The sequence below is a fragment of the Streptomyces sp. NBC_01478 genome (genome assembly GCF_036227225.1).
Lineage (GTDB): Bacteria > Actinomycetota > Actinomycetes > Streptomycetales > Streptomycetaceae > Streptomyces.
Genome location: NZ_CP109444.1, coordinates 11,590,536 through 11,604,506 on the forward strand (window position 1 = coordinate 11,590,536; position 13,971 = coordinate 11,604,506).

At 70.4% G+C, this 13,971-nt stretch carries 9 protein-coding genes and 1 pseudogene; 5 read left to right on the forward strand and 5 right to left on the reverse strand.

All coding sequences use genetic code 11. The features are described from left to right. Positions 1–18 precede the first annotated feature (18 nt). Positions 19–879: an alpha/beta fold hydrolase gene (locus tag OG223_RS51455; protein ID WP_329264670.1), complete on the reverse strand. Its 861-nt coding sequence runs from the start codon at positions 877–879 to the stop codon at positions 19–21. Positions 880–1,171: 292 nt separating this feature from the next. Between OG223_RS51455 and OG223_RS51460 the strand changes: the two genes are divergently transcribed. After that, on the forward strand, positions 1,172–2,389 hold the full coding sequence (locus tag OG223_RS51460; RefSeq protein ID WP_329265899.1) for a class I SAM-dependent methyltransferase: 1,218 nt from the start codon (positions 1,172–1,174) through the stop codon (positions 2,387–2,389). On the opposite strand, the gene OG223_RS51465 is transcribed toward OG223_RS51460, so the two are convergent. Both OG223_RS51465 and OG223_RS51470 read right to left on the reverse strand, forming a co-directional pair. Beyond that, positions 2,305–4,326, reverse strand: a complete 2,022-nt coding sequence (locus OG223_RS51465) for an ATP-binding protein (protein WP_329264672.1) — start codon at positions 4,324–4,326, stop codon at positions 2,305–2,307. The genes OG223_RS51460 and OG223_RS51465 overlap by 85 nt on opposite strands. Positions 4,327–4,647: 321 nt before the next feature. Next, positions 4,648–5,370, reverse strand: a pseudogene (locus OG223_RS51470) (2,3-dihydroxyphenylpropionate 1,2-dioxygenase); the annotation flags it as partial. Positions 5,371–5,447: 77 nt separating this feature from the next. On the opposite strand from OG223_RS51470, the gene OG223_RS51475 reads away from it, so the two are divergent. The 4 genes from OG223_RS51475 (at position 5,448) to OG223_RS51490 (ending at position 8,390) form a co-directional block, all read left to right on the forward strand. Then, a complete protein-coding gene (locus OG223_RS51475; protein WP_329264673.1) occupies positions 5,448–5,951 on the forward strand; it encodes a hypothetical protein in 504 nt (167 codons plus the stop codon). Between the two features lie 103 nt (positions 5,952–6,054). Continuing rightward, positions 6,055–6,854 (forward strand): IS5 family transposase gene (locus OG223_RS51480; protein ID WP_329265522.1). Its coding sequence is split into 2 segments (ribosomal slippage): positions 6,055–6,390 and positions 6,393–6,854, totalling 798 coding nucleotides; the frame shifts between segments, so codons are not numbered across the junction. 616 nt (positions 6,855–7,470) lie between these two features. Then, positions 7,471–8,055 carry a winged helix-turn-helix domain-containing protein gene (locus OG223_RS51485; protein WP_329264675.1) on the forward strand — a complete coding sequence of 195 codons (585 nt, stop codon included), beginning with the start codon at positions 7,471–7,473 and terminating at the stop codon, positions 8,053–8,055. Then, positions 8,052–8,390 (forward strand): DUF1707 SHOCT-like domain-containing protein, encoded by a 339-nt coding sequence (locus tag OG223_RS51490; protein ID WP_329264677.1) that lies wholly within the window; start codon positions 8,052–8,054, stop codon positions 8,388–8,390. Before OG223_RS51485 ends, OG223_RS51490 begins: the two co-directional genes overlap by 4 nt. Before the next feature lie 177 nt (positions 8,391–8,567). On the opposite strand, the gene OG223_RS51495 is transcribed toward OG223_RS51490, so the two are convergent. Together OG223_RS51495 and OG223_RS51500 are read right to left on the reverse strand one after the other, a co-directional pair. Beyond that, positions 8,568–10,373, reverse strand: coding sequence for a RecQ family ATP-dependent DNA helicase (locus OG223_RS51495; RefSeq protein ID WP_329264678.1), 1,806 nt, complete (start codon positions 10,371–10,373; stop codon positions 8,568–8,570). A gap of 310 nt (positions 10,374–10,683) precedes the next feature. Further along, positions 10,684–13,764 (reverse strand): lantibiotic dehydratase, encoded by a 3,081-nt coding sequence (locus OG223_RS51500; protein ID WP_329264679.1) that lies wholly within the window; start codon positions 13,762–13,764, stop codon positions 10,684–10,686. Positions 13,765–13,971 lie beyond the last annotated feature (207 nt).

Here is a 13,971-nt window from a genome sequence, read left to right on the forward strand (position 1 = left end):
TTGCGAGCGGCGCCGTGCTCAGTCAAGGAAAAGGAAGCGGGACACGGCCGCGAGCCATGCGTCCGGTTGATCGACATGGGTCATGTGCCCGGCTCCCTCCAGGATCTCGGCGCCGGCAGAGGGGATCGTGTCGGCGGCCTCCTGGACGACGCGGGCAGGGAAAGTCATGTCGTAGCGGCCGTGCAGGAAGAGCGTGGGGATCGCGAGGGCTGTGAGGCGGGGCACGGCGTCTTCCAGGAGTGCTCGGGGCAGGTTGCCGGCGCGCAGGGGCCGTAGCCACTCGGCCGCGAAGCGCACGGACTCCAGGCGGCGCAGGTAGGCGGGGAGCATCTCGTGCCGCCAGAGGTCCGCCGGTGCGGCCGCGACGGCTGCCGCGCGGGTCAGTTCCGGTCCGGCCAAAAGCGGGTCCGCCCAGACACGGGCCTGCGCCGTACGGCGTTCCATCGCCTCCGGCCAGTCGTCGAAGGCGTCGGCGGGGACGGCCTCGACCGTGGTGGAGGCGAGGATGAGCCGACGTACTCGGTGGGGTGCCGCGAGGGCGAGCCGCTGGGCCAGGAGTCCGCCGTAGGAGAAGCCGAGGACGTCGGCTCGGTCGACCCCGATGGTGTCCATGAGGACGATCAGGTCGTCGACGGCTGCGTCCGGGGTGTACTGGTCGTCGGACAGACCGCGGGTGGAGCGTCCGCACCCTCGCAGATCGGGCATGACCAGGCGGTGCGTTCCGGCAAGCCTGCTCAGCGGCTCTCGAAGATAGGTGTGGTCCCAGTCGGGACCGCCGTGGATCACGAGCAGGGTGCGGTGCGAAGGCCCTGGTGTCCGGGCGACGAACAGTTCGACACGCGGTTGCTGTGACACGGCGATGAGTTCCTCGGTGAACATGCCACCAGTCTTCCGGCGCACCGGCCGGGCATGACGCTTCGCCGGCTCAGTCGGTCGCCTTCGGTTTCCTTGCCGGCAGGCGTCTGTGCGACTCTGCTTGCACTCCTCCGAAAGGGTCGGCCCTGATGCTCGGCATGGTTGTCTGGGACGTCCGCTCTCGCGCTTCGACGCCAGAGCGGTAGCGGCTACCTGCCTCAACGCGCACGCCTGTCCGATGTACAGGCGTCGGTTCAGCCTGCTCCCCGTCGAAGTGCTCTTCGGGCCTTGCACTTTCGACAACGAGGAGTACGTGGTGTCCACCATCCACTGGACCACAGGCGACACCCGGCAGTCCGTCCGCTGGCATTCCGAGAACGACGCCTCCTTTCCGCGGCGGACCGTCGTCGCCGACGACCGGACGAAGGCCGACGACGCCTACCGCCAGGCGTGCGAGGGAACGGCTCTGATCTGGCAGGGCGACTTCCACAACGCCCGGCAACTGCTGCTGGCGATGGGCCGCCGTATCGACCGTAGAACGCCCGGGTCCGGCACTGCCCCGAGCGAGTCCTTCCACCTGCACCGACGCAGGAGCAGTCACCGTGCCCTCGTGCTCGGAAAGCTGCTGGTGCTGCTGGACGACGAGCACACCCTGGAGTTGGGCCGGGCTCCGGATGTCCGCCAGGCGTGTCTGGAGGCCTACGGCCCCCCGACCGGACCTACGGCGGTCTCTCTCCGGGAGCTGCTGGGAGTGATCGGCGCTCACCAGTGGCGCGTGAAGGGGGTCGACGTACCGGCGCTCGGTGCTCGCGTCCATCCCCACTACGGCGTGTTCGCGCCGGTCAGAGGCGAGTACGTCGACCTGGTCGCCCGCACGCCGCTACCGGCGGCGGCCGTGCGCAGTCCCGCAACCAGTACGGCGTTCGACCTCGGTACGGGAACCGGTGTCCTCGCCGCGGTCCTGGCCCGCCGCGGAATCGACCGCGTCGTGGCCACCGACATCAGCCCACGCGCCTTGGTCTGCGCGAGGGAGAACGTTCACCGGCTCGGACTGACGGACCGTATCGAGGTGTCGGGGCCCGGCCTGTTCCCCGAAGGCCTCGCCGACCTCGTCGTGTGCAATCCGCCCTGGCTGCCCGCCCGTCCGACCGGGCCCGTCGAGCAAGGCGTCTACGATCCGGACGGCGCCATGCTCCACGGCTTCCTCACCGGACTGTCGGCCCATCTCCGGCCAGGTGGCGAGGGCTGGCTCGTCCTGTCCGACCTGGCGGAGCACCTCGGCCTCCGGACACGTCAGCACCTGCTCGACGCCATCCGGGCAGCACGCCTCCGGGTGGTGGACAAGGTCGACACCAAGCCCCGGCACCCACGCTCCAAGGACGTCACCGACCCCCTCCACGCGGCACGCGGCGCCGAGACCACGTCCCTCTGGCGGCTGAGTCCGGCCGATCAGGAGGGGAGCGGGCCCCGCATCACGAGGGCGAGCCCCTGCTCGGCGTCGTCGTTCAGCGCGCGGTGGAAGGCCTTGTCGTAGGCGTCGTCCCCGACCGCCTTGCGGGCCTGCAGCTCCCATTGGTCGCGGACCTCGGAGAGTTCGGGCGTGCCGTGGTTCGGGTGGCCGAGCATGCGCCAGAAGGTGTTCCCGGTGCCTGATGTGCGCGCGGCCGCGATGCCGTTGCCCTGGACCGCGTTCGCCCCGGTGAGGAGGTCGAGGGCGAGCGCGATCCCGAGGTTGTCGTTGAGGTTGTGCTTGCTCGTGAGCATGGCCCGGGCATGGAGCTCGGCGTCGTGCGCGCGGCCCTGGAGGAGGTCTATGAAGGCGAGTTGGTGGAACGCGTACGACCGCGCCCAGTGCTCGCCGTAGCGGACACTGAGACGGCGCAGGGCGACGGCCGCTTCGTAGGCCTCGGCCAGTCGGCCCAGCGCGGAGTGGGCGAAGGTCCTGATCACCATGCAGCAGAGCTGCGGGGCGCCCGACGGCGGGGACGTGCCGTGGGTGATCAGGGCGTGGTCGCAGACGTCGAACGCGTCCTGGGGACGGCCGGCCATGAGGTGGGTGAGACCGAGGGTGTGGGCGGCGAAGAGCTCGGACTGCGGCGTGCCGTCCTCGCGCGCCGCCTCGGTGCACTCCTCCCCGATGCGCAGGGCGGTCCGGTGGTCACCCTGGAGGGCGAGCGTGATCCCCAGGGCCCAGAGCGCGCGGGTGCGGGACGGACCCGCGGGGGTGTCGAGGGCGAGGACGCGTTCGAGATAGTCCCGGGACTCGTGCAGGTGCCCGCAGCAGGGCCAGAACAGGCCCGTACGGCCGGCCATTTCGACGGCGGCGTCGGGATCCGTCGCGATGAGGTGGTCGAGTGCGGCGCGTACGTCGGCGTGGGTCGCCGCGATCCGCGCGTACCAGGAGACCTGCCGCTCACTGAGCCAGCCTGCCTCGGCATCGCCCAACATGTCGGCGAAGTGCGCGGCATGGCGCCGGGCGAGGGTGTCCTTCTCACCGAGTTCCGTGAGCCACATGGCGCCGTACTCGCACAGCGTGTCGAGCATCCGGTAGCGCGTGCCCGCCTGTTGGAGGACGGACTGGTCGACCAGCCGCTCCAGCAGCCGGGGGATGTCGTCGGCGTCGAGCGGGCCGCCCGCGCAGACGGACTGCGCGTCGGCCGTCTCGAGGGGGCCGCGGAAGACGGAGAGCCTGGCCCAGAGCAACCGCTCGAGCGGGGAGCACAGTTCATGGCTCCAGCCGATCGCCGTACGAAGGGCCCGGTGCCGCCTGGGCCACATCGTCTCGTCCACGAGCGTGTCGAGCCGCGAGCCGAGCCGCTCGGCGATTTCCGCGAGGCTGCTCTCCCGCAGGCGCGCACAGGCGAGTTCGACGGCGAGCGGGATTCCCTCCAGACGGTGGCAGATGGCCTGGACGGCTTCGGCGGAGCCGGGGGAGTCGAGGGACACCGCGGGGGCGGCCGTGGCACACCGCTCGCGGAACAGGCGTACGGCGTCTCCGCTGCCGCCCTCGTCGTCCATGGAGAGCGGGGACACCTCGATGCGGTGCTCACCCCGGACCCCGATGGCCTGCCTGCTGGTGGCGAGGACGGTCAACTGCGGTGCGGCGGCGAGGAGTTCGCTCACCAGCAGCAGGCAGGAGGCCAACACGCGTTCGCAGCAGTCGAAGACGAGCAGCACCTGCCGACCGGTCAGCCACTCGCACAGCGCCTCGACCGGGGCGCGCGGATTGTGGTCCAGCAGATCGACCGCGTCGCAGACCGTCGCGGTGAACAACCGGTCGTCGTAGAGGTTGGACAGGTCCACCCACCAGACCCCGTCGGCGTACCGATCCCGGAGCCGCTCCGCGACGCTCAGCGCCAGCCGGCTCTTGCCGACACCGCCACCACCGGTGAGCGTGACGCAGCGCCGCTGGGCCAACGCCATTCTGACTGTGTCGAGTTCGCTTTCGCGGCCGACAAAGCTGGTCGTCATGACTGGGAGGTTGCCTGACACGGTCCCATCCTGCACGGCCCGGACGAGGGGCTAAACCCTCTCATGGGAAACGGTCATAAGTGATCGAGCTTGGCAACTATTCGATCGGACGGTTCCTGTGGTCGACGGGGTGAAGAGCCGTGGTGGGTGTATCGATTCGGCGGGCTTTCGGTGGCGTTCGGCGAGGGACGCCCGTGGGGAGCGGGGCAGCCCGAGCTCCGCCGAGGGGCAGGCCTGAGGGGCACGGATTTCCGAAGTGTGAGAGGGGCGAAAACCCGTTACGGGCCTGGTGAACGCGCCCCTCCGCGCCGTTCGGGCTGCTCAACTCGACTGCCCCGAAGGGCCGTTGTCGGGCACTGCGAAGGTCGCCCCCAGTCCCATACCGGTGATCCACTCCGGGACGGGTTCGTACGAGGTCCACACCAGGGGTGCCCGTACCGCCGCGTGCCCGATCAGCCAGGTGCGGATCTCGTGCCCTCCGCTGCCCGCCTGTTCCTCCAGACCCGCGTCGCCGAGAGCCGCGATCGGCTCGGACTCCCCGGTCCCCAACTGCTTGAGGAACCAGCGGTCCCAGGCGCTGTTGACGTGGGCGTGCGGGTCGCCGCCCATCGCCCGTACCCGGGGTTCGCGGGCTGCCGCGAAGGCGCGGGCGTCCTCGCGGCCGTGGATCACCGAGTGCCGGCGGTCCTCGGCCAGCGTCGGATCGCGCGGGTCGTTGCTGGGCAGCCAGTGGGAGAGCCCGCCGCTCGCGACGACCAGGACCCGGCCGGCGGCGCCGTCGCCACGCAGGGCGTCACCGAGCGCCCGGCCGAAGCCGATGCAGCGCTCCATGGTCGGCAGCGGTGGCGCGGCGGTGTTGACCACGAGCGGCACCATCGGGATGTCGCTGCCGCCGCAGACCATCTCGTAACTCTGCACGAGCCCGTGGTCGACGGTCAGCGAGTACGACAGCGACAGGTCGAAGCCCGCGCGGGTGAGCCCGTCGTACACCGACCAGGCCAGCTCGCCGGCGACCGGCAGGGGGCCCGACCGGCTGGCGAAGTCGCCGAATCCGACGGCCTGTTCGACGCGGCCGTCAGCGGCGGTGGAACCAGCCGTACGCGGCCGGCGTTCAGGGAGGTGTGATCGTTCTCCTGCTCATCCTCACAATGGTGTTGGCGCCGTATGTGACGCCGCTGGTGGTGGCGGGCGCCGCCTTGATGCTGGTGTTCCGGGTGCGCCGCGGCAGGTGGGGGGCGGGCTGGCAGGCTCCGAACGCCGGCTCATGCGCGCTGGTGACGCTCCTGGCGGGCGCGGCGGCCCTGGGCGCGTATGCGACCGGCTTGATGGCCGGCTTCTACGTCCTGCACCCGGACCAGGTGTGCGGGGACGTTGTCGGCGTTCACGTGGTGGCGCGGATGTCGCTGCCGGTCAGCGCGTTGTGCGTCACCCAGGGCAACGGGGGCACCGAGCTGGTGCCGGTCTGGGTCAACCCGGTGATCTACGCCGGCCTGCTGGTCTGCGCGCTCACCGTGGCGGCGGGGGTCGTGGCAGGGGTACGGCGACGGGTGGGCGCGGTCCCGGCTGACGCGGACGGTACGGAGCCCCCGGTCGAGCCGGAGGACGTCACCGCTCCCCAGGCATGACCACCGCCGCTTCACGAACTCCTCGGCATGCCCACCACGCCTAACCGCGCGACCTCTAAGAAGTCATCTCATTTGGTTGGGTAAGCTGTCAGTCGTGGCGAGGATCGTTGAGCGGCTGGTGCCGGATGAGTTGTGGGAACTGTTCCAGCGGGTGGTGCCGGATGCGCCCTCGCGGCCCCAGGGTGGGGGCCGACGCCGGCACGGTGACCGCGAAGTGCTGGCCGCAATCGTCTTCGTGGCGACCTCGGGCTGCACGTGGCAGCAGTTGCCGACCGCGTCGTTCGGGCCGTCCGGCGCGACGGCTCACCGGCGTTTCACCGAGTGGTCGAAGGCCCGGGTGTGGGCCAAGCTCCACCGTCTGGTGCTCGACGAACTCGGCTCCCGTGGAGAGTTGGACTGGTCGCGGTGCGCGATCGACTCGGTGAACATGCGGGCCCTGAAAAAGGGGAACTGACAGGTCCGAATCCTGTAGACCGGGGTAAGTACGGGTCAAAGATCCACTTGATCACGGAGCGCACCGGACTGCCCCTGTCCATCGGCATCTCGGGCGCCAACACGCACGACAGCCAGGCACTGATCCCCTTGGTGCAGGGCATACCGCCGATCCGCTCCCGCCGAGGACGCCGACGGCGCAGGCCCCACAAACTCCACGCCGACAAGGGCTACGACTACAACCACCTGCGACGTTGGTTATCCAGCCGGGGCATCCGGCACCGCATCGCCCGCAAGGGCATCGAGACCTCGCAGCGACTCGGCCGCCACCGTTGGACCATCGAACGCACCATGTCCTGGCTCACCGGATGCCGACGCCTGCACCGCCGCTACGAACGCAAAGCCGACCACTTCCTCGCCTTCACCAGCATCGCCTGCACCTTGATCTGCTACCGCAGACTCACCAAATGAGATGACTTCTAAGACACGAAGACCAGGAGCACTGATCACCCGGTCCGCCACCTCGCGCTCACTGCCGGGTGCCGTTCTCCCCGTACCGGATCTTCGTGACCGTGCTTTGCCACGTCCGATGCCGGCGGTCCCGTCGCCCTCGTGCAGGGCAGAGGGGCCGGAGGGGCGTGCGCGGCGACCGTGATGATGTTCTGGGTGCGGTCTGCGTAGGTCTGCCCGGTGAAGTAGCCGGTCCATTGGCTGCTTGGTGGGAACCACATCGAGGTGGTCGCGGTGGTGCCGGGTGTGGTGACAGGGGAGGCCTTTCGTGCAGAGCGGCCGAGAGCGGTCGTCATTGGGTTGCGGGGCCGGAGCGGGAAGCGCGTTCGGCGGGGGAGTGGTGGATGAGGTGGCGAGCACCGTCGTTGACCGGGAGCGCGTCGCCGGTGCCACCAAGGCGTGAGCCCAGCGCGCCGCGGTCGGCTGACACGGTCGCCCAGGGGCGCACCGGTCTCGCGCCCGGGCCGGAAAAGTCCCTTCTCCGCTGGGCGTCAACGGAGCCAACCAACTAGCCGCGGGCGACTGGTGGTTGTAGGATTTTCCAATCAGTGAAGAGTCGTGCAATGAGGAGAGACCGATGAGCGCACAGGGCTCCGGTGCATCGCCCCGGCGGTGGCACGGTGTGCACAAAGCGCTCGCCGATCCCCTGCGCATCCGGCTCCTGGAAACGTTGTGGGAGAAGCCGCAGTCCGCACGAGAACTCGCCGACCACGTCGACCTTCCGGCTGACCGGCTCTACTACCACCTCAATCAGCTTGAACGGGCCGGGCTGATCGAGATCGCCGAATACCGGCCGCTGGCCCGCGGCAAGGTCGAGCGGGTCTATACCCCCGCGGTGACAGAACCCCCGAGCGATGCTGCAAACCCGGAAGAGATGGCTGAGTTCCTCGGTTCGATGCTGGATGCCACCCGGGCCGACATCAACGCTGCGTACCGGTCCAAGCAGGCTGGGGGCCGCCGGGAGGTAGACCTGCACCGTGGCGCGGTGCGGCTGACGGACGAGGCCCTTGCCGAGTTGCGCGGTCACATCGAACGGCTCGCCACCCAATTCGGGGACCGCGACGCTCCAGGGGTCTGGACGCGGGTGGTTGTCGCGGTCGTCGACCTGCAAGACCGTCCATCCCGGGACGTCGCTACGCCCGGACCTGAGGGGGCGCCATGAATGAGAGCGAGGGGCACATCACCAGCCCCGCGCTACGGGTCTCGGACGCCGAACGCGACCGGGCCGAGGCGCGACTGCAGCACCACTACGCAGTTGGCCGACTGACCCTTCCCGAACTCGAAGAACGGGTGGTCGCGGCCTACGAAGCGCGCACCCGCGATCAACTCCGTGCCCTTTTGAGGGATTTGCCGGGCGAACTGGAAAGACCTGCGTCACCCCCTCCTGTGATCGACTCCCGCCTGCTGATCGTCCTGTTGTGCGTCTCGCCGCCTGCGGCCCTCATCTACTGGCTCATCGCCCAACGCTCGGTACGGAGAAGCGCCCCGCGGCCGTAGATCCCGGAAGCCTGTGAACATGGAGACCTTGGCTGAAGGACGCGGGCCGGGCGGGGTCGTTTCGAGTCGCCCTCGCGGGTGGTGGCCTTCCCGGGGCGGGCCGATGCCGGGTGAGGCGACGGGCGCGGCGGCTACGGCTCGGCCGCATCTCGTCGCGCGGAACCCGCGGGTCCGGTGTCAGCGCGGGGTTTCGGGCAATGCGACGAGCAACTGCTTGTCGGTCACCACGGCTAGCGACAGGGTGCGGTAGCCGACCGACTCGAACAGGATGGTGATCTTGCCGTCGCCCTCGCTCATCACCTCGCCCTTGCCCCACTGGTCATGGCTGACGCGGACACCCGGCAGGTAGGTGGGGTTGTCCGCAGTGGGGTGTGCGACGGTCTCCGCGGTGCGGACGGCACCTGCGGAGGCGTCCGTGCGTGCACCGATCTGGGTCCACCGGCGCCGGCGTGCGGCCGTCTTGTGCGGCCGTCCGGCGTCTCCGGACCGGTCGCGCCCCAGCCCACGCGCAGGCTTCGTCACCGAGCCCGTGCAGTTGTCGCATGCCCCGCAGGGCACGGGGGCGGAGTCACCGAAGTATCCGAGGAGGAACCGTCGCCGGCAGTCGGTCGTCTCGGAGTATCCGCGCATCATGTCGATCCGGGACTGTTCGAGCTTGCGGTGCGTGGCGTGGACGGCGAGGGCGCTCCGCACAACGGCGTCGACATCGTCGTCCGCGCAGGAGCCGTCGGCGCCGACCGCGCCGATGAAGCGACTGCCGTCCCGTCCGGTGCGGACGGCCCCGGTCTCCTCCAGCAGGTTCAGTACGGCGGACAGTGCCGTCGCGCTGAGTTCGCAGTCGGCCCGGAGCCGGGTCGCGCTCACGGCGCCCTCGTCGCCGCGCAGACGCTCGGCGACGCGGCGCAGTGCGTCGGCGTCGGGAGCGCCGGCGGCGAAGAAGCGTTGCAGGCCCAGGTCCTGAGTGCGGTAGGCGAGGATCGCCCTGGCCGGTGCGCCGTCGCGGCCGGCCCGGCCGATCTCCTGGTAGTAGGCGTCGAGCGAGCCGGGGACGGACGCGTGCAGCACGAACCGTACGTTCGCCTTGTCGATGCCCATTCCGAATGCCGAGGTCGCCACGACCACGTCGAGTTCACCGGAGCTGAACCGGTCCTGGGCCTGGCGGCGTTCGGTGGCGGAGAGGCCCGCGTGGTAGCTCGCGGCGGCCAGTCCGAGGTCGCTCAACTGCTCGGCGTAGCTGTCCGCCGCCTTCCGTGTCCCCGCGTACAGGATTCCCGGCTTCTCCTCGACGGCCGCCCGTTCCACGACGAACCGCTCCTTGAGGGCTGCGTCCTGAAAGGTCGACACGTCCAGGTGGATGTTGGGACGGTCGAAGCCGGCCACTATCTCCACCGGGTCGTTCATGTCGAGACGTTCGGCGATGTCCCGCCGTACCGGGGCCGCCGCGTTCGCGGTCAGAGCGAGCACCGGCGGGTTGCCGATCCGCTCGCGCGCGTGGCGCAGCCGCAGATAGTCCGGCCGGAAGTCGTGCCCCCAGGACGACACGCAGTGCGCCTCGTCCACCACCAGCAGCCGGGGACGGACGGCAGCGAGCCGGTCCGTGACGTCCGGCTTGGCGAGCTGCTCAGGAGCGAGGAAGATCACGTCGACCGAGGAAGCGCTGATGTGGGCCCATGCCGTCTCGTTGTCGCTTCGGCGCTGCGCGGAGTTGATGGCGGCGGTGCGCAGCGCCCCGGATGCGAGCAGGCTTTGCATCTGGTCCCGCTGAAGCGCGATGAGCGGCGAGACGACCACGACCGGACCGCCGAGCAGGACCGCGGGCACCTGGTACACGGCGGACTTGCCCGCGCCGGTCGGCATGACGGCGAGTACGTCACGCCCCTTCATCACGGCCTTCATCGCGCTCAGTTGGGCCGGGCGCAAGTGCTGCCAGCCGAAGACCCGACGGGCGGTGCCGCGCAGACGACGGGACGTGAGTGTGAACATGCTGCTCCTTGAAGGGTGGGCGTCCAACCGCCGTGTGCCTGGCGGCTACCCCGGTTCGCCGAGATATCGCGTCACGTGATTCGGTCGCCCATATCGAGATCCCCGTGTCCCCCTCGCGGACCAGCTACCGATCAGCCGCGCTCACCTCGTGCACAGCCGTAACCAGTCAGCCGTGCGGGGTGTCCCAGCCACCGTGGTCGGTCCGGGTGCGCTCCGATGTCCGGCAGAGCGATACCCGAGGTGCCTCCGACGAAAGACCGCGGCGGCCACGCGGCGGCCGACCGCACGGTGGCGCCGGGGGCTGTCGTGGTCACGATGTTCTCTTCGCTCGTGCCGTCCAGCTCAGTGCGGCTGCTCTTGCCAGGTGCAGGTGTGCGCGTTCCTCGGGGAGTCCCGGCCCGTGCATGCGGACGTGGTGGAGACGCAGCAGGTCCGGGAGCAGGTCCTGTGGGGACAGCGTTCCCGCGCCCTCAAGTGCGCTGCGGCAGGCGGCCAGCGCGGTGCGGCGTGCGGACCAGCTCGCGGTGACGCTCGCGTCCAGCGCCGGGGTGCCGGGGGCCTGGGGCGTGAGGAGGGCGGTCGTGAGGGCGATGGTCTGGTCGTAGACCGCGCGGGGCGGGGCGCTCCTGTCCGTGTGGGTGTGGTCGACCAGCCAGCGCATCGCCTTCGCGTCGTCCCCGAGCAGACCGACGGCGATGTCCACCATGCTCGTCGCGGTCACCGCACGAGCGTCGGGAGCGTCTCGACCTGCCTGCGCGGTCAGTTGGGCGAGAACAGCGGCTGCGTCGGCGGCGAAGTACGCCTCGGCCGCTTCCATCGCCGCGGGGCCACCGAAGCGCGCGGTCTGCGGGAAGTAGGTCTCCAGGCTCGCGTGGGTGATCAGGCCCGCATGCCGAAGCCGCCGGGTCCACTCGCCGATCCGCTCGACAGCGGTGCCGAGTGAACCGGGCGCGCAGGCCAGACGGAGACGTAGGTGGTCCTCGGGATCGCGGTGGCGAACGAACCACCAGCGGGGCTCTCCCAACTCCCCGAGCAGGGACGGCAGATGCCGGGTCAGGAGCGGATCCTGGCGGTCGCGGCGTCCGTGCAGGCTGATGGAGAGCAGGTTGCCGCAGCCGGGCAGAAGGCCGTGCTCCCGAGTGGCGATGCTGCCGCGCGATCCGCGGACCGGGGCACGGGCCTGGTCCACAGCGGCCAGGGGGATGACGATCTCGTGGGCGTGCCCGCCGGTCCAGCCCAGGTCCCCGGGGTTCGGTGCGGCACGTAGCAGCACCTTGCGGTCGCGCTCCACGTGGGTACGGAGCAGGAGCCGGTGCGAGGGCTCCGCCAGGTCCAGGTCCATGCGCCGGTCTCCGTCGCCCAGGTACACGTGCTCGGGCAGGAGAACGTCACGACGCAACTCGGCCAGGGCCTTGTCCCACTGCGGCCACGGCGTCCGTGCGTCGGGCAGGTCGTCGTCGCGAAGTGTCCAGCGGGCCGGGGACAGTTCGGTGCGCCCGTAGCGCAGTGCGGGGAGGAACGGCAGGCTGGACACAGCGGCTCCCCACGAGAACCCGGTGCACGGGACGGCCAGTGCCACCGGTGCCTCGATCAGGAACCGCGCCAGCGGATGGGTGTGGTGGGTCAGATCCACCGCGTTCAGCAGCATCGTGTGGACCGGGCGGCGGCGGGAGACCGAGACCAAGTGCAGTTGCTCGGCATCGGCGGTCAACGCCAGGTCCGTCACGGGCAGTTGGTCCGTGTCAGGGCCGTGGTAGTCGCCGAGGGGGATCACCACCTCCGCCACCTGCGGAGTGCGCGCGACGTTCACGGAGCGTATGTACAGCGGAGTGGTACTGATCTGCGCGATCAGCGCGTCCTGTTGTACGCCGGGCAGACCGGCGTACACGTCGGTCATCCGGCGGCGGTCGTCGGCGTCGAACAGGTGGAGAAAGCGCCCGGTGGCCGTTCCGGCCGCGCGGGCCACCCCCACGACGTGCAGCGTGAACTCCCCTTGTTCCAGGGCGGACAGGCTCGCGGCGTGGATCCGCACGGTCACCTCGGTGTTCGGCTGCACGGGCCTGCCGGGATCCGCCGGCGCCAGTTCGTCGATCGTGGCATCGTCCAGCCGGACCTGGTGACGGCGGCTCGTCGCGGCGGTGTACGCGAGCGTCAGTAGCCGGCTGTCACGGGCGGTCAGCGTCGGGCCCGCCGGCGCGGTCGGGGACCCGAGGTAGCCGGACGGGTAGCCGAGGAGGTCGATGGCGTTCAGGACGGGTACCACCGCTCCCGGGCCGTAGCGATCGAGGAAGCGGCCGTGCCAGGCGACCCACCCGGGACTCAGCGCCGCCCGCGGCGCCAGGCGCGTGAGCACGCCGCCGGCCGACGCCACCTCCTCGGCCACCGCCTCCGGGATCACCAGGTCCCAGTCCAACCGCAGGTCGACGGCGAGCGCGGGTTTGGCGGCGGGACAGAGCCGTGACATCGCGGCCGTCACCCGTGCGCGTTCGGCGCGGGCGCCCGCGGGGGCGGTGATCGCGTCGTCGTGCCGTGCCAGTCCCTCCGCGACCTCGCACAACTCGGCGCCTTCAGCCGCGGGCAGGTGCCGTATCTGTCCGAGCAGGGCGGCGATCGGGCCGGAGGCCGTGACCGCGGGACGCAGACCGGTGATCAGGAATCGCTGTCGTACCAGGTTCGCGAGCAGGTTCTCGATCGCGGTGCGCGAAGCGGCCGGGAAACCGGCGGAGAGCGTTTCGGCGAGAACGGCCCACAGAACCGGCGCCCGCGCGCCGTCCATGGCCATGCGGACCGGCCCGGTCGCGCGTATCCCCACGTGCGTGGGGTCGCCCCCGTGCGCACTGCTTGAGCGGTGCTCGATCATCAGGCGTCCGTCGCGCTCGAACGCGAGGCTGGAGGCGAGCAGCGTCAACTGGGGTCGGCGCGCGCGGTGTTCCTCCAGCCGGTCGACAAGTGCCGCGGTCCATGCCGCGTCCGGTCCGGTGACCGCCCGGTGCCCGGTGCCCGCACGCAGCAAGGGAGTTGCCCCGGTGCGGGCGGCCGCGACACCGGCGAACAGACCGAACGGAGTGGCACGTGAGCGGGCGCGCAGCAGGTAGCGCAACACCGACAGCACCGCGCGCCGGACGGCGAGTTCCGGCACCGGCTCGCCTACGCATATCTGGTGCACCCGTCTCGCCAGGTCGGGGCTGGAGAGCTCGACCGCGGTGGCGAAATCGGTTGCCTGCCAGAGCTGTTGAAGCCACGCCCGCCACGACTCCGTGTGCGCCGCCGGGCCGGTCAGGTCCGGCCAGACCACCGGCTGGTCGGGACGCCGGACCGCCGCCCGCACCACGGCCGCATCGACATGGCGATACAAACAACCCCCCAGCAGCTCAACGGCGTTGTCCCGCATTTTTCCGAACTGCCCTGCTCCCAGGGCGAGTATGAGCCATGGTCATTGTGGCGACTGCTGCGCCCCCTGGTGCCGCGCAGTCACAATGAGCCACCGACCTGGCTGAATGTCGCCCCAACTAAACGACGACGTATGGGCTGTTGACGGACGTGCGGTCTGGCTAGCGTGGGCGCGACACACGGCAAGCGGCACATTCCCATCACCTTC